Annotated in this window: 22 protein-coding genes; 14 read left to right on the plus strand and 8 right to left on the minus strand. The window is 70.3% G+C overall.

What is annotated here, in order from left to right; all coding sequences use genetic code 11:
- Nucleotides 1-49: 49 nt before the first annotated feature.
- Complete coding sequence (ligD, locus tag AB0I98_RS22285; RefSeq protein WP_362944318.1) at nt 50-1,102, plus strand: non-homologous end-joining DNA ligase; 1,053 nt, start codon at nt 50-52, stop codon at nt 1,100-1,102.
- 3 nt (nt 1,103-1,105) lie between these two features.
- Here ligD and AB0I98_RS22290 read toward each other — a convergent pair whose 3' ends face one another.
- Both AB0I98_RS22290 and AB0I98_RS22295 read right to left on the minus strand, forming a co-directional pair.
- Entirely contained in the window at nt 1,106-3,256 is a 2,151-nt protein-coding gene (locus AB0I98_RS22290) for a family 16 glycoside hydrolase (RefSeq protein WP_362944503.1), read from the minus strand.
- A 44-nt stretch (nt 3,257-3,300) separates the two neighbouring features.
- On the minus strand, nt 3,301-5,781 hold the full coding sequence (locus AB0I98_RS22295) for a ThuA domain-containing protein (protein ID WP_362944319.1): 2,481 nt from the start codon (nt 5,779-5,781) through the stop codon (nt 3,301-3,303).
- Nucleotides 5,782-5,970: 189 nt separating this feature from the next.
- Here AB0I98_RS22295 and AB0I98_RS22300 point away from each other — a divergent pair, with 189 nt between their 5' ends.
- From AB0I98_RS22300 to AB0I98_RS22315, 4 genes are all read left to right on the plus strand, one after another.
- The gene (locus AB0I98_RS22300) at nt 5,971-6,966 is read left to right on the plus strand and encodes a multicopper oxidase domain-containing protein (protein ID WP_362944321.1); all 996 of its coding nucleotides are present in this window, start codon (nt 5,971-5,973) and stop codon (nt 6,964-6,966) included.
- A 77-nt stretch (nt 6,967-7,043) separates the two neighbouring features.
- The gene (locus AB0I98_RS22305; RefSeq protein WP_328351997.1) at nt 7,044-8,048 is read left to right on the plus strand and encodes a LacI family DNA-binding transcriptional regulator; all 1,005 of its coding nucleotides are present in this window, start codon (nt 7,044-7,046) and stop codon (nt 8,046-8,048) included.
- Nucleotides 8,049-8,184: 136 nt separating this feature from the next.
- On the plus strand, nt 8,185-8,976 hold the full coding sequence (locus tag AB0I98_RS22310) for a VOC family protein (protein WP_362944323.1): 792 nt from the start codon (nt 8,185-8,187) through the stop codon (nt 8,974-8,976).
- A gap of 137 nt (nt 8,977-9,113) precedes the next feature.
- Nucleotides 9,114-9,359: a WhiB family transcriptional regulator gene (locus AB0I98_RS22315; RefSeq protein WP_362944324.1), complete on the plus strand. Its 246-nt coding sequence runs from the start codon at nt 9,114-9,116 to the stop codon at nt 9,357-9,359.
- A 19-nt stretch (nt 9,360-9,378) separates the two neighbouring features.
- Here AB0I98_RS22315 and AB0I98_RS22320 read toward each other — a convergent pair whose 3' ends face one another.
- From AB0I98_RS22320 to AB0I98_RS22330, 3 genes are all read right to left on the minus strand, one after another.
- Nucleotides 9,379-10,353 (minus strand): acyl-ACP desaturase, encoded by a 975-nt coding sequence (locus tag AB0I98_RS22320; RefSeq protein WP_210575327.1) that lies wholly within the window; start codon nt 10,351-10,353, stop codon nt 9,379-9,381.
- A gap of 198 nt (nt 10,354-10,551) precedes the next feature.
- On the minus strand, nt 10,552-11,328 hold the full coding sequence (gene ddaH, locus AB0I98_RS22325; RefSeq protein ID WP_362944326.1) for a dimethylargininase: 777 nt from the start codon (nt 11,326-11,328) through the stop codon (nt 10,552-10,554).
- 97 nt (nt 11,329-11,425) lie between these two features.
- Nucleotides 11,426-13,054 carry an ABC-F family ATP-binding cassette domain-containing protein gene (locus AB0I98_RS22330; RefSeq protein WP_362944328.1) on the minus strand — a complete coding sequence of 543 codons (1,629 nt, stop codon included), beginning with the start codon at nt 13,052-13,054 and terminating at the stop codon, nt 11,426-11,428.
- Nucleotides 13,055-13,349: 295 nt separating this feature from the next.
- On the opposite strand from AB0I98_RS22330, the gene AB0I98_RS22335 reads away from it, so the two are divergent.
- Together AB0I98_RS22335 and AB0I98_RS22340 are read left to right on the plus strand one after the other, a co-directional pair.
- On the plus strand, nt 13,350-14,021 hold the full coding sequence (locus AB0I98_RS22335) for a GPP34 family phosphoprotein (protein WP_362944330.1): 672 nt from the start codon (nt 13,350-13,352) through the stop codon (nt 14,019-14,021).
- Between the two features lie 87 nt (nt 14,022-14,108).
- Nucleotides 14,109-14,945 carry an isocitrate lyase/phosphoenolpyruvate mutase family protein gene (locus AB0I98_RS22340; protein WP_362944332.1) on the plus strand — a complete coding sequence of 279 codons (837 nt, stop codon included), beginning with the start codon at nt 14,109-14,111 and terminating at the stop codon, nt 14,943-14,945.
- Nucleotides 14,946-15,021: 76 nt separating this feature from the next.
- Here AB0I98_RS22340 and AB0I98_RS22345 read toward each other — a convergent pair whose 3' ends face one another.
- On the minus strand, nt 15,022-15,438 hold the full coding sequence (locus tag AB0I98_RS22345; protein WP_362944334.1) for an SsgA family sporulation/cell division regulator: 417 nt from the start codon (nt 15,436-15,438) through the stop codon (nt 15,022-15,024).
- Nucleotides 15,439-15,662: 224 nt separating this feature from the next.
- Here AB0I98_RS22345 and AB0I98_RS22350 point away from each other — a divergent pair, with 224 nt between their 5' ends.
- The 3 genes from AB0I98_RS22350 to AB0I98_RS22360 are packed head-to-tail and all read left to right on the plus strand — an operon-like array spanning nt 15,663 to nt 17,874.
- A complete protein-coding gene (locus tag AB0I98_RS22350) occupies nt 15,663-16,772 on the plus strand; it encodes an oxidoreductase (protein ID WP_362944336.1) in 1,110 nt (369 codons plus the stop codon).
- A 48-nt stretch (nt 16,773-16,820) separates the two neighbouring features.
- Nucleotides 16,821-17,147 carry a plasmid stabilization protein gene (locus AB0I98_RS22355; RefSeq protein WP_362944338.1) on the plus strand — a complete coding sequence of 109 codons (327 nt, stop codon included), beginning with the start codon at nt 16,821-16,823 and terminating at the stop codon, nt 17,145-17,147.
- A 37-nt stretch (nt 17,148-17,184) separates the two neighbouring features.
- Nucleotides 17,185-17,874 carry an endonuclease V gene (locus AB0I98_RS22360; protein WP_362944340.1) on the plus strand — a complete coding sequence of 230 codons (690 nt, stop codon included), beginning with the start codon at nt 17,185-17,187 and terminating at the stop codon, nt 17,872-17,874.
- Between the two features lie 9 nt (nt 17,875-17,883).
- On the opposite strand, the gene AB0I98_RS22365 is transcribed toward AB0I98_RS22360, so the two are convergent.
- Nucleotides 17,884-18,078, minus strand: a complete 195-nt coding sequence (locus AB0I98_RS22365; RefSeq protein ID WP_362944342.1) for a hypothetical protein — start codon at nt 18,076-18,078, stop codon at nt 17,884-17,886.
- Between the two features lie 190 nt (nt 18,079-18,268).
- Between AB0I98_RS22365 and AB0I98_RS22370 the strand changes: the two genes are divergently transcribed.
- Complete coding sequence (locus AB0I98_RS22370) at nt 18,269-18,427, plus strand: hypothetical protein (protein ID WP_362944344.1); 159 nt, start codon at nt 18,269-18,271, stop codon at nt 18,425-18,427.
- A 7-nt stretch (nt 18,428-18,434) separates the two neighbouring features.
- On the opposite strand, the gene AB0I98_RS22375 is transcribed toward AB0I98_RS22370, so the two are convergent.
- The gene (locus tag AB0I98_RS22375; protein WP_362944346.1) at nt 18,435-19,607 is read right to left on the minus strand and encodes a saccharopine dehydrogenase NADP-binding domain-containing protein; all 1,173 of its coding nucleotides are present in this window, start codon (nt 19,605-19,607) and stop codon (nt 18,435-18,437) included.
- Nucleotides 19,608-19,700: 93 nt separating this feature from the next.
- On the opposite strand from AB0I98_RS22375, the gene AB0I98_RS22380 reads away from it, so the two are divergent.
- The 3 genes from AB0I98_RS22380 (at nt 19,701) to AB0I98_RS22390 (ending at nt 22,465) form a co-directional block, all read left to right on the plus strand.
- A complete protein-coding gene (locus AB0I98_RS22380; protein WP_362944348.1) occupies nt 19,701-20,081 on the plus strand; it encodes an MmcQ/YjbR family DNA-binding protein in 381 nt (126 codons plus the stop codon).
- A gap of 105 nt (nt 20,082-20,186) precedes the next feature.
- Nucleotides 20,187-21,326: a CaiB/BaiF CoA-transferase family protein gene (locus AB0I98_RS22385; RefSeq protein WP_362944350.1), complete on the plus strand. Its 1,140-nt coding sequence runs from the start codon at nt 20,187-20,189 to the stop codon at nt 21,324-21,326.
- Nucleotides 21,323-22,465 carry an acyl-CoA dehydrogenase family protein gene (locus AB0I98_RS22390; RefSeq protein WP_362944352.1) on the plus strand — a complete coding sequence of 381 codons (1,143 nt, stop codon included), beginning with the start codon at nt 21,323-21,325 and terminating at the stop codon, nt 22,463-22,465. The genes AB0I98_RS22385 and AB0I98_RS22390 overlap by 4 nt, the downstream gene beginning before the upstream one ends.
- The last annotated feature ends 4 nt before the right edge of the window (nt 22,466-22,469 follow it).

Here is a 22,469-nt window from a genome sequence, read left to right on the forward strand (position 1 = left end):
GTGAACGCCCGGTGTGCGAGGGACGGGTGTTGGGCCTACCGTGGCTCGCATGGGTGAAGCGGTGCAACTGGAGGCGGGCGGCCGGACGGTACGGCTGTCCAGCCCGGGCAAGATCTTCTTTCCGGAGCGCGGTTTCACCAAGCTGGACCTCGCCCAGTACTACATCGCTGTCGGCCCCGGCATCCTGCGTGTCCTGCGCGACCGGCCCACCACCCTGGAGCGCTACCCGGACGGCGTGACCGGCGAGAACTTCTTCCAGAAGCGGGCCCCGAAGAACATGCCCGACTGGATCCCCACCGCCCACATCACCTTCCCCAGCGGCCGTAGCGCCGACGAGATGTGCCCCACGGAGGAGGCCGCCGTGTTGTGGGCCGCGCAGTACGGCACGCTCACCTTCCACCCGTGGCCGGTGCGCCGCGACGACGTCGACAGCCCCGACGAACTCCGTATCGACCTCGACCCGCAGCCCGGCACCGACTTCGACGACGCCGTTCGCGCCGCCCATGAACTGCGGGCGCTCCTGGACGAGTTCGGCGGCCTGCGCGGCTTCCCCAAGACCTCCGGCGGACGCGGCCTGCACGTCTTCGTGCCCATCGAACCCCGCTGGACCTTCACCCAGGTCCGCCGCGCCGCGATCGCTGTCGGCCGCGAGCTGGAACGCCGGATGCCGGACCACGTGACCATCAAGTGGTGGAAGGAGGAGCGGGGGCAGAAGATCTTCGTGGACTACAACCAGACCGCCCGGGACCGCACCATCGCCTCCGCCTATTCCGTACGACCCCGCCCGCACGCCCCCGTCTCGGCGCCCCTGCGCTGGGACGAGGTCGGCGTGGCGCACCCCCGGGACTTCGACCTGGCGACGATGCCGGTGCGCTTCGCCGAAGTGGGCGACGTACACGCGGACATGGACGACCACCGCTACTCCCTGGAGGCCCTGCTGGACCTGGCCGCCAAGGACGAGCACGACCACGGACTCGGCGATCTGCCCTACCCGCCCGAGTATCCGAAGATGCCGGGGGAGCCGACGCGGGTGCAGCCGAGCCGGGCCAAGAAGAAGGCGGCGCCCCCCGAGGGGGCGCCGCCGGAGCCTACAACTCCTTGATACCTACAGCTCCTTGATCCGGATGTCCCGGTACGAGACCACATCCGTCGTGCCGTGCACCTGGAGCCCGACGTAGCCGGAGGCGAACCGCCGTCCGTCCGTGCCCGGGTCGTCCGAGCGGGCCGGAACGAAGTCCTGGCCGCCGATGTTGTCGAACTCGTTGATCAGCACGCCGTTGCGGTAGACCGAGTAGTGCTGGTCGACCACGCGGATCTCGTAGTCGTTCCACGTGCCCTTCTGGGTGACGCCCGCACCGGCGAGCCCCACCCGGTCGAAGCCGTAGACCGACCCGGTCTTGTACATGTCCCCACTGGGACTGTCGAAGACCTGCACCTCGTGCCCGTACTTGATCGCGACCCACTCCGGCCGTGACTCCTCCGGATGGTCATGGACGTACGGGAACCGCACGAACACACCGGAGTTGGCGTTGCCCGTGCCGGGCGCGTCGTCCCGCCACTGGAGGCGGAGCGAGAAGTCGCCGTACTTGCGCTCCGGGAACCACAGCATGCCGAGGCCCGCCTTCGTGGTGCCGCTGGTCATCGATCCGTCGGGGTTGAGCCCGAACGAACCGCCGCCCACGTGTGCCCACTTGGCGAGGGAGCCTGCCGTGCCGTCGAAGATCGTGCGGTAGCCCTCGGTCTGGCCGGGCTTGCCGATCCCGGACTCACGGGCGGCCTTCAGGATCCTGTTGTGCTCCCGCTGATCGATGACGCCTTCGCCGAGGAGCTTGGTCAGGACCGTCCTTACGTGCTTCAGGAACAGCGCGTGGGACGTCCACTCCTTCTCGTCCTCGATCAACTCGTTGATGCGGCACCGGTTGTTGGTGACGCGGTTCGGCACACCCGAGTCGACCGTGCCGACGAGGACCGTCAACCGCTCGTCGTACTCAGGGCAGTTGGGCGTCGGCACTCCGCCTCCGGCCACCACCGTGAAGCTCACCGTCCGTGGCGCGGAGGTGTTGCCCGCCTTGTCGCTCGCCCGGTAGGCCACGGTGTGCGGACCCACGCGGTCGACGATCACGGGCGTGGTGTAGGCGAGGTACGGCCCGCCGTCGAGCGAGTACTCGATGCTCGCGACCTCGCCACCGTGGTCGGTCGCGCTGACGGTGACCTTGGCGTTGTTCACATACGCCCCGGCGGAGTTCCGCGTGCCGTCCACGCTCACGCCGGTGACGGGCGGGGTGGTGTCCTGCGGGGGCGCCGAGACGACCGTGAACTGCACGCTCTTCTCGTCGGCCGCATTGCCCGCCTTGTCGGTGGCGCGGTAGCGCACGGTGTGCGTGCCGACCGCGTGCACCATCACCGGGGCCGTGTACGGCTGCCAGGCGCCGTCGCCGACCGCGTACTCGATGGTGTTGACCCCGGTACCGGTGTCGGAGGCGGACACGGTGACGGTCGCCATGTCCACATAGGCCCCGTCCGCGTTCTGCTCGCCGGTCACCGTCGCCGAGGTCTCCGGCGGTGTCTTGTCGTCGGTCGGCGGTGTCACGACGGTGAACTGCACGCTCTTCTCGGCCGCCACGTTCCCCGCCTTGTCCAGGGCGCGATAGCGGACCTTGTGGCTGCCGACCTGGTCGACGACGACCGGGGTGGTGTACGGCTGCCAGGCGCCCGTGTCACCGATCGCGTACTCGATGCGGTCCACGCCGGAGCCGCCGTCCTCGTCGGTGGCGTTGACCGTCACGCTCGCCGAACCGACGTACTGGCCCTGCGAGTTCTGCGTGCCGGTCACCTGGGCCGAGGTCTGCGGCGGGGTGGTGTCCTCGCCGGTGCCCTCGGTCACCACGAGGATGCCCTGCATCTGGCCGTGTCCCGGGATCGTGCAGTAGTAGCGGTAGCGGCCGGGGGTGAGCGTGACCTCGGCGGTGTGCTTGCCGCCCTGGTCGTCGTTCGGGTTGGCGAGGATGTTCAGCGGGACGTCGTTGTTGTACTCCGGGTCGGAGACGTCGAACGTCAGGGTGTGCGGCATGCCCGTCGTGTTGCCGGTCGCCACGCTGTTCTCGAAGACGATCGTCGTCGTGCCCGCCTCGGCTGTCGCCGGCGCGGACGTGTACTTGTCGATGTCGTTGCCCGCGGTCCAGGTGAGGGTCTGGGCGGCGGCGGCCTGAGGCTCCGATTGCCCTGCGGCGGGCAGGCTCTGGAGCCCCAGGATCATCAGGAGCGCGGCCAACAAAGCCGTCAGGATTCTTCGTTGGTGTCTCACTGCGCTCCCCTCGCCAACTGGCCGGCGGCCGGTGTCGGCCCGCCGCCCGTGTACGTGACCCGCCACAGCGCCGACTTGGCGTCCGAGGTGAAGAAGCCGCGGCCGTAGTCGAGGACGTACATGGCTCCGTCCGGACCGAACTTCCAGTCCATGAGGTTCTTGATGCCGTCGTTGCCGATCGGCACGATCTTCTTCAGCGACTCCGAGTGGATCGGCAGACCGCCGTCACCGTGGGTCTTCGGGTCGGTGATGACGGCGTTGCGTGGCTGGTCGGCGTCGTAGAAGTCGCCGACGAACCACTTGCCGTCCCAGTAGGAGGGCCACTTCGTCGCGCTTGCGCTCTGCGCGTCGTACCGGTAGACCGGACCGTTCATCGCGGCCTGGCCGCCGCCCTTGAGCCACGGCAGCAGGTACTTGGCCTCCTCCTGCTTGTACGAGGGGATGCCGTTCGCGTCGCGCGGGTAGTCCGGGGCGCCGCCCTGGGGCGAGTACCAGATGTTGTTGCCGGTGACCGGCGGCAGGTTGACCAGGCCGTCGTTGTTCGGCGACTCGTTCTTCGGGTGGTCGCAGTCGTACCAGCCGAGCGGCTGCGACGGGTCGGGCAGATTGCGGTCGCGGTAGGGCTGTTTGTTGCCCATGCAGTACGGCCAGCCCCGGTTGCTTGCCTTGGTGATGACGGCGAAGGTGTCGTACTTCGCCGGGCCCCATGTCGTGGAGGGCGCCGACGCGTCCGGGCCGACCCAGCCGGCGTAGAGGATGTCGGTCTTCTGATCGACGAAGATGCGGGCCGGGTTCCGGACCCCCATCACATAGATCTCGCCGCGCGTCTTCCCGCCGCCCTCGTCGGTCTCCTTACCGGTGAACAGGTTGCCCTCGGGGAGTGTGTACGTCCCGTCGGGCTCCGGGTGGATGCGCAGGATCTTGCCGTTGAGGTTGTTGGTGTTGCCGGCGGTGCGGCGCGCGTCGGCGAAGGAGACGCCCTTGTAGTTGGGCTGCGGGTTGTTGCCCGAGTAACCGCCGCTGAAGCCGCTGGAGTTGTTGTCGCCCGTCGCGATGTACAGGTTGCCCTTGGAGTCCCAGGACATCCCGCCGCCCGAGTGGCAGCAACTGTGGATCTGCACCGGCCACTTGAGCAGCACCTTCTCACTGCTCAGGTCCAGCTTGTTGGTGGCGAGGTCGAGCGTGAAGCGGGAGACGCGGCGCTCGGCCATGCGCGTGTCGCGGTTGATCTGCGAGTGCGGCGTGTAGTGCAGATACACCCAGCCGTTCTGCTCGAAGCGCGGATCCAGCTCGATGCCGAGCAGCCCCTCCTCGACCTTGATCAGCTCGTCGCCGCCGCCCTTGTTGCCGAAGACGCTCAACGCACCCGCCAGGGTGACCTTCTTGGTCTTCGGGTCGTAGACGTGGATCTCGCCCTTGCCCTTGCCGATGTCCGGGTTGTTCCAGTCGGTGATCACCGGCTGGGAGGAGTCGGCGCCGCCCCGGCCGATGTACAGCACGCGTCCGTCGGGCGCGGTGACCAGGCCGTGCGGCTCGCCGATCTGGTCGTTCTGACCGGGCTGGTTGGGCTGGGTGAGGCGCTCCGCCTTGTAGTTGGCGTTGATCGTCGCCTTGCAATCGGCCTGCGCGAGGCGGGTGGTCCACAGCAGCGCGCCGCGCAGATGGGCGCGGAAGTCCGTCTCGTCGTACGACGACACCGTGCCGCCCATGCCGGTGTAGAAGGAGCGTCCGCCGTCGTAGTCACGGCACCAACTCACCGGGTGGTCCCACCCGTTGGCGGTGGTTCCCGGCTGGTACGTCGACTCGCGCACCCGCGCGACGGTGTGCACCTCGCCGGACGGGTTCTTCACCCAGTTGAACCACTGGTCCGGCCGCTTCCACTGGACCGGCAGATCCTTGGTGGCCGGATGCTGCCGGTCGCCGACCTCAACCGTCGCCCGCTGTACGGCCGTTGGGCTGGAGGCCGCCGGGCGGGCGCCCACCAGACCCGTGAACCAGTCCGAGTACGGCTCGGCACGTGCCGCGTCATGGACGCCGACGAAACCGCCGCCCGCCTCCATGTAGGCCTCCAGGCCCGCCTCCTGCTCCGGATCGAGGACGTCGCCGCCGCCGGTCAGGAACACGATCGCGTTGAAGCGGCCCAGCCGGGTCTCGTCGGTGAAGACCGAGGCGTCGTCCGAGGCCACCACCTTGAAGCGCTGGTTCTCCGGTCCGGACAGGCCGATCTTCTCGATGGCCTCGATCCCGGCGTTCACGACCGGCGACTCCTCCCCGGCCGCCGCGGAGCCGTAGAAGACCAGCACCCGTGCATTCGCGCCGCCCGGCGGCGACTTGATGGACATCGTTGTCAAGGGCGATCCCGGGTCGGGACGCGCGTTCGCGGCGGGACCCGACATGAGTCCGGCGGCGACGACGCCGGCGGTCACAGTGGCCGCCCAGACCCGTCTTCTTCTTGTGCTCAACCCTCGTAAGTGCATGGGCACCTCCTCGGTCACAGCGACAACGCCAAGGAAGCTAGACCTCTTTGCACGACCCGCCAATACCTATGACCGCAATGGAACGAACTTTGTCCAGGGTGTGGAGAAACGAGAGTGCGGCCGGTACCGTCTCACAAGTTCATCACAGGTGCGCCTCCGCAAGTTCCGTATCAGGGTGGGGAGTTCCGCATGGACCGACGCGGGTTCAACAGACGGCTGCTGCTGGGCGGCGCGGCCGTGGCGACATCGTTGTCCGTGGCCTCCGAGGCCGTCAGCGTCGACGCCGCGGCGAAGAGCGCCGCGGCGAGGACGGCTCCGGCCGGCGGCGCGGTCAGGCACATCAAGCTGTACGCCGAGAAGTTCGCCGACGGACAGCTGGGCTACGGCTTCGAGAAGGGGAAGGCGACGATCCCCGGGCCGCTGATCGAACTCAACGAGGGCGACACCCTGCACATCGAGTTCGAGAACACCACCGACGTACGGGCGAGCCTGCACGTCCACGGCCTGGACTACGAAATCTCCAGCGACGGCACCAAGTTGAACAAGAGCGACGTCGAACCGGGCGGCACCCGCACCTACACCTGGCGCACCCACAAGCCCGGCCGCCGCGCCGACGGCACGTGGCGGGCGGGCAGCGCGGGCTACTGGCACTACCACGACCACGTCGTCGGCACCGAGCACGGCACCGGCGGCATCCGCAAGGGTCTGTACGGTCCGGTGATCGTGCGCCGGCAGGGCGACGTCCTGCCCGACGCGACCCACACGGTCGTCTTCAACGACATGCTGATCAACAACAAGCCGGCGCACTCGGGGCCCAACTTCGAGGCCACGGTGGGCGATCGGGTCGAGTTCGTGGTGATCACGCACGGCGAGTACTACCACACCTTCCATATGCACGGTCACCGCTGGGCGGACAACCGCACCGGCATGCTCACCGGCCCCGAGGACCCGAGCCAGGTCATCGACAACAAGATCACTGGCCCGGCGGACTCCTTCGGCTTCCAGGTGATCGCGGGGGAGGGGGTCGGAGCGGGCGCGTGGATGTACCACTGCCATGTCCAGAGCCACTCCGACATGGGGATGGTGGGGCTGTTCCTGGTGAAGAAGACGGACGGGACGATTCCGGGGTACGAGCCGCACGAGCATGGTCATGAGTCGGCCGCGGGGTCCGCGCACGAGCACTGACGGGCGTGCGGAGAGCGCTCTCTCCTCGGCACGTGGCGCGGGCTATCCTGATCGGCACCCGCCGAGGAGGAGCCCACGTGACCGAAACCGCCCCTCGTCCCACCCTGGAGGCCGTGGCCGCCCGGGCCGGGGTGTCACGGGCCACCGTGTCCCGTGTGGTCAACGGCGGGGACGGAGTGCGGGAACCTCTGGTGGAGCGGGTGCGGCGGGCCGTGGAGGAACTGGGATACGTCCCCAATCAGGCCGCCCGCAGTCTGGTCACCCGGCGGCATGACGCCGTCGCCGTCGTCGTCGCCGAACCGGAGACACGGGTCTTCGCCGACCCCTTCTTCGCGCTGCAACTCCGGGGCATCAGCAAGGAGCTGACGGCGCACGACAACCAGCTCGTCCTGCTGCTGACCGAGGGCCGCGACGACCACGCGCGCGTGGGGCGCTATCTCGCCGGGGGCCATGTCGACGGCGCCCTCGTCTTCTCCCTGCACCTGGACGATCCCCTGCCCGAGCTGATCCAGCGCGCCGGAATCCCGACCGTGTTCGGCGGCCGGCCCGGCTGGAGCGACGGCACGAGCGGCGTGGTCTACGTCGACAGCGACAACCGCGGCGGCGCCCGCGAGGCCGTACGCCATCTCGTCGGCCTCGGCCGCACCCGCGTCGCGCACATCACCGGCGCCCTCGACCAGACCTCCGCGGTGGACCGGCTCGACGGCTTCCGGGACGTCATGGCCGACGTCGATCCGCGGCTCGTCGTGGAGGGCGACTTCACGCCGGCCGGCGGTGAGCGGGCGATGCGGGAACTCCTCGACCGGTGCCCCGACGTGGACGCCGTCTTCGCCGCGAACGACCTGACCGCCGCGGGCGCCCTGCGGGTGCTGCGCGAGCGCGGGCGGCGGGTGCCGGATGACGTCGCCGTGATCGGTTTCGACGACATGCTGCCGGTCGCCGAACAGACCGACCCGCCGCTGACGACGGTCCGTCAGGACATCGAGGAGATGGGGCGGTTGATGGCGCGGCTGCTGTTGAAGGGCCCGGCGCCGGGCGGTGTGGTGCTGCCCACGACGCTGGTGCGACGGGTCTCGGCGTAACGCCGGCACGCGCACGCGCCGCCGGGCGGAAGATCCGGACGGCCCGGGACGGACGCGCTCCGACGGCGATTGTCAGTGGGCGGTGCAAGACTCGGCAGAGCAGGTAACCGGACAACGGGACCCCTCGGAGGGCACCATGCTCAGCACCCGTTTTGTGAACGGCGCTCCCAACTGGGTCGATGTCGGTACGGCCGACATCGGGGGCGCCACCTCCTTCTACGGCGCCCTGTTCGGCTGGGAGTTCCAGTCGGCGGGGCCGGAGGCCGGTGGTTACGGCTTCTTCCAGCTCGGTGACAGGATCGCCGCGGGCGGCATGCAGAGCGCGCCGGAGCAGGGCCCGCCGGCCTGGACGGTGTACTTCCAGAGCCCGGACGCGGACGCCACGACCAAGGCGGTGGAGCAGGCCGGCGGCAGCGTGCCGGTGGCGCCGATGGACGTCATGGGGCAGGGCCGGAGCGCGATCCTCGCCGATGACACGGGCGTGCCCTTCGGGATCTGGCAGCCCGCCGCCCGGAAGGGTTTCGACGTGGTGAACGACCCCGGTTCGCTGTGCTGGGTCGAGCTCTACACGCCGGACATCGCCCGGGCCGCGGCCTTCTACGACGCCGTCTTCGGCTGGGAGACCTCGGCCGTGCCCTTCCCCGGTGGCACGTACACCTGCATCAACCCCGCGGGCACGGATGAGAACGCCATGTTCGGCGGCCTGGTCCCGCTGGCGGACGACCCGACCGAGGCGGAGTCGGGTCCGTACTGGCTGCCGTACTTCGAGGTCGAGGACACCGACGCCGTGGTCGCCAAGGCGCGGGAGCTGGGCGGCGGGGTGCGGATGCCCGCCACCGACGCGGAGGGCGTCGGCCGGATGGCCAAGCTCGTCGACCCCTACGGCGCGCGCTTCGCGGTGATCAAGAGCGTGCCGCAGGAGAACTGAAAACACGTCGGCCGTGCCGCGCGCCGCCGTGCGGCGGCCTGCCCGGCGAGGCCATCATCGAGGCGGCCCGAGGCTCCGCGCGCCGCGTTGATCCAGCGTTGATCGAACGTTTTTCGATGCCGGGCACGCTGCTGGCCATGCACACCGAAACCATCACCTCGCCCGACCTCGCCTGGCAGGAGGAAGCGTTGTGCGCCCAGACCGGGGCAGACTTCTTCTTCCCCGAGCCCGGCAGCTCCGTACGGGAGGCGAAGCGGATCTGCGGTCTGTGCCCGATCCGCTCCGCCTGCCTGGAGTACGCGCTGGACAACGACGAGCGCTTCGGCGTCTGGGGCGGCCTGTCGGAGAAGGAACGCCTGGAACTCAGGCGTACGTCCCACTGAACCGCCCCACCCGGACGTTTCAGCCCGCGGCCCGCGCCGCCATCCGCGCCTTGCGGGCCGCCAGCTTCTCGTCGAACTTCGACGCCTCCGCGTCCAGCCCGCCCATGTACAGGCCGAGCTCGTCCTGCGCCTTCTGCCCCTCCGGGCCGAGGCCGTCGATCTCCATGACCTTCAGGAAGCGCAGCACGGGCTGGAGCACGTCGTCGTGGTGGATGCGCATGTTGTAGATCTCGCCGATCGCCATCTGCGCGGCGGCCCGCTCGAAGCCGGGCATGCCGTGACCGGGCATGCGGAAGTTCACGATCACGTCGCGCACCGCCATCATCGTCAGGTCGGGCGCGAGCTCGAAGGCCGCCTTCAGCAGGTTGCGGTAGAAGACCATGTGCAGGTTCTCGTCGGTCGCGATGCGCGCCAGCATGCGGTCGCAGACCGGGTCGCCGGACTGGTGGCCGGTGTTGCGGTGCGAGACGCGGGTCGCGAGCTCCTGGAAGGAGACGTAGGCCACCGAGTGCAGCATCGAGTGGCGGTTGTCCGACTCGAAGCCCTCGCTCATGTGGGCCATCCGGAACTGCTCCAGCTTGTCCGGGTCCACCGCGCGCGAGGCGAGCAGGTAGTCACGCATCACGATGCCGTGGCGGCCCTCCTCGGCCGTCCAGCGGTGCACCCAGGTGCCCCAGGCGCCGTCGCGGCCGAAGAGCGAGGCGATCTCGTGGTGGTAGCTGGGGAGGTTGTCCTCGGTGAGCAGGTTGACGACGAGGGCGATCCGGCCGATCTCGGTGACCTTGGACTGCTCCTTGTCCCAGGCCTCGCCGTCCTCGAAGAAGCCGGGGAAGTTGCGGCCGTCGCTCCACGGCACGTACTCGTGGGGCATCCAGTCCTTGGTGACCTTCAGATGCCGGTTGAGTTCCTGCTCGACGACTTCCTCCAACGCGTACAGCAGCTTGGCGTCGGTCCAGACGGAAGGGCTGCCGAGGTGAGGGGAAGTAATCGTCACGGGTACTCCAGGGGACGTCGGGAGAAACCGGCGAGCGGTGCCGGGTAACTTACGGGATCGTAGGCTACGAAACCGTAGGTTACGAAGCCGTAGGTTAAGCGCGCTGTAAAGACTGCTGATCAGCCAACATTCCCAAGGCGTACAGATCCGCCCCGGGACTCGCAGGTCCCGGGGCTTTTGAGGCGATTCGGTACCCGGTCAGGCGTACAGCTCACGCAGCCTGACCGAGAGGCATGTCACACATCCCTCGAGCTTCTCGAACTCGCTGATGTCCACGACGACCGGCTCGTGGCCGAGATCGGCCAGCAGTTCCGCCGTCTTCGGCGCGCCGGCCGCCATGAGCAGCTTGCTGCCGCCGAGCAGGACCACATGGGCGCCGGCCTCCTCGGGCACCGACAGGAAACGCGGGAACAGCGACGGCCGGTCCACCTTGGGGATGTGCCCGATGACCGTCCCGTCGGGCAGGGCCGTCACCGCCGACTTCAGGTGCAGCACCCGGCTCACCGGTACGGCGACGACACGCGCCCCCAGCGGTTCGAAGGTGGCCCGCAGCTGCTGGACCCCGGCCGCGTTGGTACGGCCGCCCCGGCCGACGTAGATGGTGTCGCCGACCTTGAGGACATCGCCGCCGTCCAGCGTGCCGGGATCCCAGATCCAGTTCACCGAGCAGCCGAGCCGGGCCACGGCCTCCTCGACGCCGAGGGTCTCCTCACGCCGGGACTCGGCGCCGGACCGGGCGATCAGCGCGACGTTCTTGTACATGACGACCGTGTCCTCTACGAACACCGAGTCGGGGCAGTCGTCGGCCGGATCCACCTCGACCGTCTCCCAGCCGTGCTCCCGCAAGGCCTCCGCGTACGCCTCCCATTGCTCGAGCGCGAGATCGAAGTCGACCTTCTCCCGCTCGATGTGGGTCACCAGCCCTTCGGCGAGGCGCGGGCTGGGGCGGCGGATGAGGGCCTTCTTGCTGGGCACGTCCAGGACTCCGAATCGGGTGAGAGTGTCGGCGCCCGTGACGCAGCGCCGGTCCGCCATCATGCAGGGCCGGTCCGGGCGCACGAAACCCCCGTCGTCAGGCTGTGGCCTCCCCGAGATGATCGTCTCCCGTGATCTCGCGCAGCTCGCCGTCCAGGAGCAGCCACCGGGTGATGCCGATCGACTCCAGGAACGGCACGTCGTGGCTGGCTACGATCAGCGCCCCCTCGTACGACTCCAGCGCCGTGGTGAGCTGGCGCACGCTCGCCATGTCGAGGTTGTTCGTGGGCTCGTCCAGCATCAGCAACTGCGGTGCGGGTTCCGCCAGCATCAGCGCGGCCAGCGCCGCCCGGAAGCGCTCGCCGCCGGACAGCGTCGCCGCCTGCTGGTCGGCCCGGCCGCCCCGGAACAGGAAGCGGGCGAGCCGGGCCCGGATCCGGTTGTTGGTGGCGCTCGGCGCGAACCGGGCCACGTTCTCGACGACGGTGCGGCTGTCGTCGAGGACGTCGAGCCGCTGCGGCAGAAACCGCAGGGGCACATGCGCCGTCGCCTCGCCCGACACCGGCGCCAGCTCTCCGGTGATCGTCCGCAGCAGCGTCGTCTTGCCCGCGCCGTTGCGCCCGATCAGCGCGACCCGCTCGGGACCGCGCAGCTCGAAGCCGCCGGCCACCCGCGCGCCGTAGGCGAGCTCCAGGTCCTGGAGGGTGAGGACGGTACGGCCCGGCGGTACGGCCGTGTGCGGCAGGTCGACGCGGATCCGGTCGTCGTCCCTTACGGCCTCCACCGCCTCGTCGAGACGTTCCCTGGCCTCGGCGAGCTTCTCCTGGTGCATGATGCGGTGCTTGCCCGCGGACTCCTGCGCCGCGCGCTTGCGTGCCCCCATGATGATCTTCGGCTCGCGTTTCTGGTCCCACATCTTCTGGCCGTACCGCTTGCGGCGGGCCAGCTTGACCTGGGCGTCCACCAGCTCACGCTTCTGCTTCTTCAGGTCGGCCTCGGCGACCCGCACCATGCGTTCGGCCGCCTCCTGTTCGGTGGCGAGGATCTCCTCGTACGCCGAGAAGTTGCCGCCGTACCAGGTGATCTCCCCGGAGCGCAGATCGGCGATCTGGTCGACCAGTTCCAGCAGTTCACGGTCGTGGCTGACCACGACCATCACCCCGGGCCAGGCGGCGACGGCCGCGTACAGCCGCTTGCGGGCGTAGAGGTCGAGGTTGTTGGTCGGCTCGTCGAGCAGCAGCACGTCCGGCCGGCGCAGCAGCAGTGCGGCCAGCCGCAGGAGTACCGATTCGCCGCCCGAGACCTCGCCGATCCCGCGGTCCAACTCGATGTGTCCGAGCCCGAGTTCGCCGAGGGTGGCCAGCGCGCGCTCCTCCACGTCCCAGTCGTCGCCGACGGTCTCGAAGTGCTCCTCGGCCGCATCGCCCGCCTCGATGGCGTGCAGCGCGGCCCGCTGTGCGGCGATGCCGAGCGCCTCGTCGACCCGGAGCGCGGTGTCGAGCGTGACGTTCTGCGGCAGATAGCCGATCTCGCCGGCCACCCGGACGGTGCCGTCGGCGGGTGCGAGGTCACCGGCGATCAGCTTCAACAGGGTTGATTTTCCTGACCCGTTGACGCCGACGAGCCCGGTCCTGCCCGGGCCGAAAGCGGTGTCGAGGCCCTCGAAGACGGCGGTGCCGTCGGGCCAGGCGAAGGACAGGGACGAAACGGTGATGGACATGGACATGCGGGCCTCCGCGGTTGCTCGAAAGGATCAGGGGCAAACGCGTATCGAGACACCTGCGACCAACGGGGAAGACGTCCCGGGAGGCATGAGAAAAGCCCTGCCCGTCGAGGACGGCTCGAATGTCGAGGTCGCACGCAGCGCCCACACCTAAGCGTGTGACGCGGTGTCTCAGGACCTCAGACGAGCAACGTCCCTCTCCAATCGACGGCAACAGAACCGCTGTACAACGTACGAGGGGGCTCATCGGCTGTCAACGGATTAACGTGAGCCCCGACCGCACCGCGAAGGAGACCCCGTGCCCAACGGCTCGCTGTCGCTGCCGGCCCGGCTCTACCTGCTGGCCTGGGACACCACGACGAACGAGGTCACCGGCGCCGCCCACCTCCACCATGTCGTGCGGGCCGGCGCCCTCACCGAATTGGCCCAGCGCGGCCTCCTCATCGACGCCGATGCCATCGCGACCCCGGTCGACATGGACTCCCTCACCGGGGACGCCGTGCTCGACGGGCTGCTGGAACTCGTCCGCGAGTCACGACCGCACCGGTGGCGGACCTGGGTGACGCTGCACGCGCGCGTGACGCTCGACGCCGTCCAGGCGAAGCTCGCCGCCGACGGGTACCTGCGGGTGACGAAGAAGCGGATCCTCGGGGTGTTCCCGACCGTCGAGTACGGCGTGGACTGCACAGCCATCGTGGAGGCGCTGCGCGAGGAGGCACGGCAGATCCTCGAAGGGCCGCTGCCCGTCACGGAGATCGCGGACCGGGACGCCGCCGTCGTCACCCTCGCCGCCGCGGGCCGGATGCGCACGCTGGTGCCCCCGAAGGAGCTGGGCCGTCACGAGGAGCGGGTGGCGGCGCTGACGGAGCGCAGCGGGGCCGCGGCGCCGGGACTGCGGTCGGTGATCCGCGAGGTACGTGCCGGGGTGGTCGCGGCGGTGGCGGCGCCGTCATTGACGGCGGGCGGCTGAGGAGGCACACGAGTAGGGCGCAGTAGGGCGCCATCGTGTCGGATTCCTGCCAGCTTCCGCACGGCCAGGGCTGGTTGAGTGACCCGCATGACGAACCAGAACACTCTCCGCGACCAGGCGCAGGCCTTCCGAGCCCTGCACATCCCGGGCCGGCCGCTGGTCCTGCCGAACGCCTGGGACACCGCGAGCGCCTGTCTCGTCGAGGATGCCGGTGCCGCGGCGGTGGCGACCACGAGTGCCGGGCTGGCGTGGGAGCTGGGCGCCCCGGACGGCGACCGGCTGGAGCGCGACGCCGCGATCGAGGCCGTCGCGCGTATCGCCGCCGCGGTGGACGTACCGGTCAGCGCGGACATCGAGAGCGGCTACGCGCAGGATCCGGCGGGCGTCGCCGACACCGTCCGCGCGGTGCTCGCGGCGGGCGCGGTGGGCGTGAACATCGAGGACGCGCTGCACGGCGCCGGAGAAGGTCCGCTGCGGCCGGTCGCCGAGCAGGCGGAGCGCATCGCCGCCGCCCGGGAGGCCGCCGACACCGCAGGCGTGCCGCTGTACGTCAACGCCCGCATCGACACGTTCCTGCGCGGCGCCGGGGGAGTGGACCTCACCCTGGAACGGGCCGCCGCCTTCCTGGCCGCGGGCGCCGACGGAATCTTCGTCCCCGGCACCGTCGACCCGGGAACCCTGAAGCTGCTCGCCGACGGCATCGACGCACCACTGAACGTGATGGCCGGCCCCGGCGCACCGCCGGTCCCCGAACTGGCCGCACTCGGGGCCGCCCGCGTCAGCGTCGGCTCAAGCATCACCCAGGCCGCGCACGCCCTGACCCACCGCGCCACTCGTGAACTGCTGACGACGGGAACGTACGACTCACTGACGGACGGACTCGACTACGGCGAACTCAACGCGCTGCTGGGCAGGAAGCGCTAGTTTCAGCGCCCCGAAGGGGCGCGGGGAACTGCGCGACCAGCCACGACGAGCCCGCAGACGACCGACGGCCTGAGCGCTACGCCGCATCTCGCATCAGCTCCGCGAGATCATGGTCCAGATCGACCTGCAGAGCCTCCAGGCCAATGGGCACAAGCGCGCTCGTCGCCGCCAGGAAGGAACGCAGCTCCTCCGAACGGACATGCACGACGGCCGTGCCCTCAGGCGCGTGGAACTCCAGAACCGTGCGGTCGTATCCGTACGGCCGAATCCGTACGTCGCCATGACCCTCGGCGTCGTGCATACCGGCCGCGAGAAGCTCGCGGGAGAAGGTCCAGCAGACGTCGACGCCTTCCAGCGTCGCCGGAGCCGGGAAGGTCATGCGGATGGCGAACGGATCGCGTCGGTCGTACTGCAGGGTGGCGGGAATGCTCGGCATCCGCGGTGCTGCGGCGACGAGACGGGCCTCGACAGGCTGCTCGATTACGGTGGACAACGCCTTGCTCCCTTATGACGACGGGACGGATTTCCGGGGATGAGGCCGGGCACTGGGTGAGACGACGGAATCAGCCAATCCGTGCACATGAATGGCGAGTGACCTCGGTCACTGCCTTCATGCACGGGAGCGGCCCGGCGCACCTCATGTGCCCCTTGGGGAACATGAGGCGGCATACGACGCCATCTGGACGGCACCGGGGCGGTGGACTAGCTTCGCCCGCCATGAGGCGCTTGGGGATCACGCGACGGGCCGGGGCAAGGGGACGTACGAGACGAGCGGTGTCCGTGGGGGTGGTGTGCGGGGCGGCGCTGGCGGTGCTGACGTGCGCCGGGCCCACGCAGGCCGGCGAGGACCGGGTACCGCACTGGGGGCTGAAGGACAGCGGCACGACCGACGTGCGGTTCCGGGGCCTCGCGGCCGTCAGCCGGGACACCGCCTGGCTCGCCGGGTCCGCGGGCACCGTCCTGCGGACCACGGACGGCGGCACGAGCTGGCGGAACGTCTCGCCGGCGGCCGCCGCGGGGCTGGAGTTCCGGGACGTCGAGGCGTTCGACGCGCGCCGCGCGGTGGTGCTGGCCATCGGCGAGGGCGAGGCGTCCCGCGTCTACCGCACCGAGGACGGCGGCGCGACCTGGACCGAGTCCTTCCGCAACACCGACGCGCGGGCCTTCTACGACTGCATGACCTTCTTCGACCGCCGCCACGGCCTCGCCCTGAGCGACCCGGTGGACGGAAAGTTCCGCATCCTGTCGACGAGCGACGGCGGCCGCTCCTGGAAGGTGCTGCCCGACACCGGCATGCCCGCGGCGCTGGACGGCGAGTTCGGGTTCGCGGCCAGTGGCCAGTGTCTGGTCGCCGCCGGCTCGAAGGACGTCTGGCTGGCCACCGGCGGCGGTGCCCGCGCGCGCGTGCTGCACTCGGCCGACCGCGGACGGACCTGGACGGCCACCGACACCCCGATCCCGGCGGGCGACCCGGCCCGCGGCGTCTTCGCGCTCGCCTTCCGCGACCGCACCCACGGTCTCGCGGTCGGCGGCGACTACCGCCCCGACCAGGCCTCCCCGCAGGCCGCCGCACGCACCGCCGACGGCGGCCGCAGCTGGCAGCCCGCAGCGCAGCCACCGCCCGCCTACCGCTCCGGCGCCGCCTGGCTCCCGTACACCCGCACCGCCGCCCTCGCGGTCGGCCCCACCGGCACGGACCTCACGACGGACGCCGGCCGCACCTGGCGGACCGTCGACACCGGCTCGTACGACACCGTGGACTGCACCCCCGACCTGGGCTGCTGGGCCGCAGGGGAGAAGGGTCGGGTGGCCCGGCTGGAGGGCTGACGCCGAATTGTGGGTACCCGGTCGTCGACTGCGAAAGGAGCGAACTCCATGCCACGCGGTTCGAGCGACAAGCGGGAACGCCAGTACGAGCACATCAAGGACAGCGCCCGGGATCGCGGTGAGAGCCCGGAGCGCGCCAAGGAGATCGCCGCCCGGACGGTGAACAAGGAACGCGCCCGGTCCGGCGAGTCGAAGCAGGCCAGCCGTACCTCGACGCAGGACGTGTCGTCCGGCAAGCGCGGCGGCCAGCGGTCCGGCAAGGGCTCCCAGGGCCCCACCTACGACCAGCTCTACGAGGAGGCCAAGCGCCGCAACATCCACGGCCGTTCGGACATGAACAAGAGCGAGCTGAAGCAGGCACTGGGCGGCAAGTGAACCGGGGCCGGCGGGCGGCCGTACCCTCGTCCTCATCATGACGACCGTACGCATCCCCGCCGGCTGGCCCGTGACCGAGGAACAGGCCCGTGCCGTCCAGGACGAGTTGCGCGAGCGGGTGGTGCTCGACGAGCCCGGGCCGCCGCCGGGATCGGGGCAGGTGACCGGGGTCGACGTGGCCTACGACGACGAGCGGGACGTCGTCGCGGCGGCGGCCGTCGTCCTGGACGCGGCGCGGCTCGACGTCGTCGCCGAGGCCACGGCCGTCGGGCGGATCTCCTTCCCGTACGTGCCCGGCCTGCTCGCCTTCCGCGAGATCCCCACGGTCCTCGCCGCCCTCGACGCCCTGCCGTGCCCGCCGGGCCTGGTCGTCTGCGACGGCTACGGCCTCGCCCACCCCCGCCGCTTCGGCCTCGCCAGCCACCTCGGCGTCCTCACCGGCCTGCCGACGATCGGCGTCGCCAAGAACCCGTTCACCTTCGCGTACGACGATCCGGACGCCCCGCGCGGCAGCACGTCGCCGCTGCTCGCCGGCACCGAGGAGGTAGGCCGCGCCCTGCGCACCCGGCACGCCGTCAAGCCCGTCTTCGTCTCCGTCGGCCACCGGGTGAGCCTCGACAACGCCTGCGCACACACCCTCGCCCTGAGCCCCGCCTACCGACTCCCGGAGACGACCCGCAGGGCCGACGCACTGTGCCGGAGAGCGCTGCGGGAGGCGACGACCTGAAGGGGGCGGTTACTCGCCTGTTCCTTCGATACGCCAGCGGCCCACCTCCTGGTAGTCCGAGTCGTAGATGTCGGCACCGTCCCCGGGTTCGAGGGCGTAGTGGCGGACGTTCCCGGCCCAGTACCGCAGAATCCGGCCCAGTTCGCCTGCCGGGTCCTTCGCCAGTGCTTCGCCGTCAATGGTGACTTCAAGCAGGAACTTCATGCCCTCAATCGTGTCATTGAAGACGCGTGTGAAGGTTGGGCGCACAGAGCCACAGGTGGCCTGCCTTCAGCGAAGGGAAAGTCTCAAACCGGAGCGCAGGACAGGGCTACGGCACTCGTGCGATCTGAGTACCCGGACTGAGTACCCGTACGGATGTGGCCGCACCGTCCCGGTCGGCAGGGTGGGGCGCATGACGACACACCGTGCCGCCCACCGTGCCCCCAAGCCTCTCGCCGACCCGAACCGACCGGTCGAGCGTGCCGTGAACGCCGCGCTGGTCCTTGCTGTGCTGGCCGGGCTCGGCTGGATCGGCGGCATGATCTACACCCTGCTGGGATGGTCGCTCTAGGACCTGTTCAGCGGGTCGCGGCCACCCGGATGGTGATGCCCGCTCCGCGCAGCCGTTCGGTCAGGGCGTCGCCCATCGCCACCGCTGTCGTGACCTGGCCGGCCGTCGGCGGAAGTTCGTCGAACGCCAGGCACAGAGCCGACTCGGCGAACATCTTCGCCGTCTCGCCGTACCCGGGGTCGCCGCCCGCGACCTCGGTGAACACCCGCCGGCCGCCGCCCTCGCCGACGAAGCGCACGGAGAACCAGCTCTTGGCCCGCTTCTCGGGGCCGGGTCCGTCCCCGGGCTCCAGCCGGGAGGACAACCAGCGCCGTGCGGCAGGGAGTTGGGCAGCCGCCATCATCGCGCCCGCGAAGGCGACCCCGCCCAGCGCGACCGGCAGATGCCGGACGGCCGCGTACTCGCGGTAGCGGAAGTCGGGTCCGTACCGCTCCAGGGCGCGCGCGGACCGCCGTACGATCTGCGCGTCGATGGTGGGCAGCGGGACCGCCCAGGCGCCGACCTCCCCGGCGAACCGGGGCGCACCCGTCGGCGCGGTCGCGCGACGGCCCACCAGACGCGGCTCGTGCCGGCTCCGGTCGCGTGCGGCGGCCACCATCTGGCGCGCACGGGCGAACTGGTTGAGCGCCGAGGCGAAGGTGCCGCCGGAGAACATGGCGTCGGCGGTCACGAACGCGTCGACGGCCAGCGGCACTCCCTCCGGCAGCTGCAGGACCGTGAAGTACGCCCCGAGGTCGTACGGGATCGAGTCGAAACCGCAGGCGTGCACCAGTCGCGCGCCGGTCTCACGCGCGCGTGCGTCATGGCGGACGTACGTCAGGTCCACGAACTCCGGCTCACCGCTCAGGTCGATGTAGTCGGTGCCGGCGTCCGCGCAGGCGGCGACCAGTTCCTCGCCGTACGTCACATAGGGACCGACCGTCGTCGCCACCACGCGCGCGTGCCCGGCGAGTTCGCGCAGCGCCGCCGCGTCGGACACGTCCGCCTGGACCACACCGACCTCGCCGGTCAGCCGCTCCTTGAGCCGCTCCAGCTTCTCGCGGTTGCGCCCGGCGATCGCCCAGCGCAGACCCTCGGGTGCGTGCGCGTCGAGGTACTCGGCGGTGAGGACCCCCACAAAGCCCGTGGCGCCGTAGAGCACGATGTCGTACGGGCGGTCCGCCCCGTTCAGCCTGCTCATGACACCCCTCGGTCCCGCAGCTCGCGCCGTTGTCAGTGGCCGAGGCTAGCGTGAGGAGTGCGCAGCTCGATGACCAGCCCGGAGGTGTAGACGGTGGCCGTGCCCAAAAATGCCCTGAAGAAGTGGGAGAAGGTGCGTGAGTTCGCGCTCGGCCTGCCCGGCGCCGCCGAGGAGTTCCCCTGGGGCGAGACTGTCGCGAAGGTCAACAAGAAGGTCTTCGTCTTCATGGGCGTCGCCGACGGCAGCTATCCGATGGGCATCACGGTGAAGCTCAAGGACGACGAGGCCCACGCCCATGCCCTGACCTGCCCCGGCGCCGAGCCCGCCGGCTACGGCCTGGGCAAGGCGGGCTGGGTGAGCATCCCCCTGGAGCAGCAGGGCGCCCCGGCCGCGGAGCTGCTGTGCGACTGGGTGGAGGAGAGCTACCGGACGATCGCGCCCAAGAAGCTCATAGCGGAGCTGGACGCGCGCTGACCGACAGCTCGGCTAAGCGCTTGCTCGCCCAGGTCTTGTGTCCTCCGGCACGCATTCTTAGCATCACTGGTGTTACATCGGTTGTGTCATACCTCTGGGGGCTGGATGACGACGGCGTCACACACACCCGCAGCGGGCCCGCTCGGCGGCGTCCGCGTGGTCGAGCTGGCCGGGATCGGGCCGGGCCCCTTCGCCGCCATGCTCCTGGCCGACCTGGGCGCCGACGTGGTCCGCGTGGACCGGCCCGGCGGCTCGGGGCTCGCGATCGACCCGGCGTACGACATCACCAACCGCAACAAGCGCTCGGTGATCGTCGACCTGAAGTCCCCGGACGGCCCCGCCCGCGTCCTCGACCTCGCCGCGCGCGCCGACATCCTCATCGAGGGCTACCGCCCCGGGGTCGCCGAGCGCCTCGGCGTCGGCCCCGAGGCCTGCCGGGCCCGCAACCCGAAGCTCGTCTACGGCCGCATGACCGGCTGGGGCCAGGAGGGCCCCCTTGCCGACCGCGCCGGCCATGACATCGCGTACATCGCGCTCACCGGCACCCTCGGCATGATCGGCGACGCGGACCAGCCCCCGGCCGTCCCCGCCAACCTGATCGGCGACTACGCGGGCGGCTCGCTCTACCTCGTCGTCGGCGTCCTTGCGGCCCTGCACCACGCCCGAGTGACCGGCACCGGCCAGGTCGTGGACGCCGCGATCGTGGACGGCGCCGTCCATCTCGCCTCGATGATCCACGGCATGTTCGCCGCGGGAGGCTGGCAGGACCGGCGCGGGGCCAACCTGCTGGACGGCGGCTGCCCCTACTACGGGACGTACGAGACCGCCGACGGGAAGTCCATGGCCGTCGGCGCCCTGGAACCGCAGTTCTACGCCGAGTTCCTGGACCTGCTCGGCATCGAGGGGCATGCCGGCTCCCGCAAGGACATCGCGCGCTGGGGCGAGCTGCGCGAGGCGGTCGCCGCCCGCTTCAAGTCCCGTACCCGGGACGAGTGGACGGCCGTCTTCGACGGTACCGACGCGTGCGTGGCGCCGGTCCTGTCGCTGGGCGAGGCCCCGCACCACCCCCACCTCGCCGCCCGCGGCACCTTCACCGATCACGGCGGCATCACCCAGCCCGCCCCCGCGCCCCGCTTCTCGGCGACGCCGACCGGCGTCCGCACCGGCCCCGCCCGGCCGGGCGCCGACACGGCCGATGTGGCCCGCGACTGGGACGTACCCGACCTCATGAAGGGCCAGGAATGAAGCGGAAGATCTTCGCCCCGGAGCACGAGGAGTTCCGCGCGACCGTGCGCAGCTTCCTGGCCAAGGAGGTGCTGCCGTACTACGAGCAGTGGGAGAAGGACGGCATCGTCTCCCGCGACGCCTGGCGCGCGGCCGGAAAGCAGGGCCTCCTCGGCTTCGCCGTGCCGGAGGAGTACGGAGGCGGCGGCACCCCCGACTTCCGCTACAACGCCGTCCTGGCCGAGGAGTTCACGCGCGCGGGCGCACCCGGGCTCGCGCTCGGGCTGCACAACGACATCATCGGCCCGTATCTGACCGGCCTGGCCACCGAGGAGCAGAAGCGGCGCTGGCTGCCCGGCTTCTGCGACGGCACGCTGATCACCGCCATAGCCATGACCGAGCCCGGCGCCGGATCCGACCTCCAGGGCATCCGGACCCATGCCGAGGACCGCGGCGACCACTGGCTGCTCAACGGCTCCAAGACGTTCATCTCCAGCGGCATCCTCGCCGACCTGGTGATCGTCGTGGCGAAGACGACACCGGAGGGCGGTGCGCACGGACTGTCGCTGCTCGTCGTCGAGCGCGGCATGGACGGCTTCGAACGCGGCCGCAACCTCGACAAGATCGGCCAGAAGGCCCAGGACACGGCCGAGCTGTTCTTCCACGACGTCCGCGTGGCCAAGGAGAACCTGCTCGGCGACCTCAACGGCGCCTTCGTGCACCTGATGACGAACCTCGCGCAGGAGCGCCTGAGCATCGCCGTCTCCGGGATCGCCGCCGCCGAGCACGTACTGGAGCTCACCACCGAGTACGTCAAGGAGCGCGAGGCGTTCGGACGGCCGCTCGCCGGGCTCCAGCACATCCGCTTCGAGATCGCGGAGATGGCCACCGAGTGCGCCGTCACCCGCACCTTCCTCGACCGCTGCATAGAGGACCACGCGCGCGGTGAGCTCGACGCCGTGCACGCCTCCATGGCCAAGTGGTGGGCGACCGAGCTGCAGAAGCGCGTCGCCGACCGCTGCCTCCAACTGCACGGCGGATACGGCTACATGGCCGAATATCCCGTCGCCCGGGCCTTCACCGACGGCCGTATCCAGACGATCTACGGCGGAACCACCGAGATCATGAAAGAGATCATCGGTCGTGCCGTCCTCGGCTGACCCT

Source organism: Streptomyces sp. NPDC050211 (assembly GCF_040656035.1).
GTDB lineage: Bacteria > Actinomycetota > Actinomycetes > Streptomycetales > Streptomycetaceae > Streptomyces.

What these genes read in the sequence shown, in the direction of transcription:
- AB0I98_RS22355 (WP_362944338.1), top strand. Translation starts at nt 16,821, where the DNA reads ATGCCACGCGGTTCGAGCGACAAGCGGGAACGCCAGTACGAGCACATC.
- AB0I98_RS22350 (WP_362944336.1), top strand. Translation starts at nt 15,663, where the DNA reads ATGAGGCGCTTGGGGATCACGCGACGGGCCGGGGCAAGGGGACGTACG.
- AB0I98_RS22290 (WP_362944503.1), bottom strand. Translation starts at nt 3,256, where the DNA reads ATGATCCTGGGGCTCCAGAGCCTGCCCGCCGCAGGGCAATCGGAGCCT.
- AB0I98_RS22300 (WP_362944321.1), top strand. Translation starts at nt 5,971, where the DNA reads ATGGACCGACGCGGGTTCAACAGACGGCTGCTGCTGGGCGGCGCGGCC.
- AB0I98_RS22360 (WP_362944340.1), top strand. Translation starts at nt 17,185, where the DNA reads ATGACGACCGTACGCATCCCCGCCGGCTGGCCCGTGACCGAGGAACAG.
- ligD (WP_362944318.1), top strand. Translation starts at nt 50, where the DNA reads ATGGGTGAAGCGGTGCAACTGGAGGCGGGCGGCCGGACGGTACGGCTG.
- AB0I98_RS22330 (WP_362944328.1), bottom strand. Translation starts at nt 13,054, where the DNA reads ATGTCCATGTCCATCACCGTTTCGTCCCTGTCCTTCGCCTGGCCCGAC.
- AB0I98_RS22315 (WP_362944324.1), top strand. Translation starts at nt 9,114, where the DNA reads ATGCACACCGAAACCATCACCTCGCCCGACCTCGCCTGGCAGGAGGAA.
- AB0I98_RS22375 (WP_362944346.1), bottom strand. Translation starts at nt 19,607, where the DNA reads ATGAGCAGGCTGAACGGGGCGGACCGCCCGTACGACATCGTGCTCTAC.
- AB0I98_RS22310 (WP_362944323.1), top strand. Translation starts at nt 8,185, where the DNA reads ATGCTCAGCACCCGTTTTGTGAACGGCGCTCCCAACTGGGTCGATGTC.
- AB0I98_RS22385 (WP_362944350.1), top strand. Translation starts at nt 20,187, where the DNA reads ATGACGACGGCGTCACACACACCCGCAGCGGGCCCGCTCGGCGGCGTC.
- AB0I98_RS22295 (WP_362944319.1), bottom strand. Translation starts at nt 5,781, where the DNA reads ATGCACTTACGAGGGTTGAGCACAAGAAGAAGACGGGTCTGGGCGGCC.
- AB0I98_RS22370 (WP_362944344.1), top strand. Translation starts at nt 18,269, where the DNA reads ATGACGACACACCGTGCCGCCCACCGTGCCCCCAAGCCTCTCGCCGAC.
- AB0I98_RS22390 (WP_362944352.1), top strand. Translation starts at nt 21,323, where the DNA reads ATGAAGCGGAAGATCTTCGCCCCGGAGCACGAGGAGTTCCGCGCGACC.
- AB0I98_RS22340 (WP_362944332.1), top strand. Translation starts at nt 14,109, where the DNA reads ATGACGAACCAGAACACTCTCCGCGACCAGGCGCAGGCCTTCCGAGCC.
- AB0I98_RS22365 (WP_362944342.1), bottom strand. Translation starts at nt 18,078, where the DNA reads ATGAAGTTCCTGCTTGAAGTCACCATTGACGGCGAAGCACTGGCGAAG.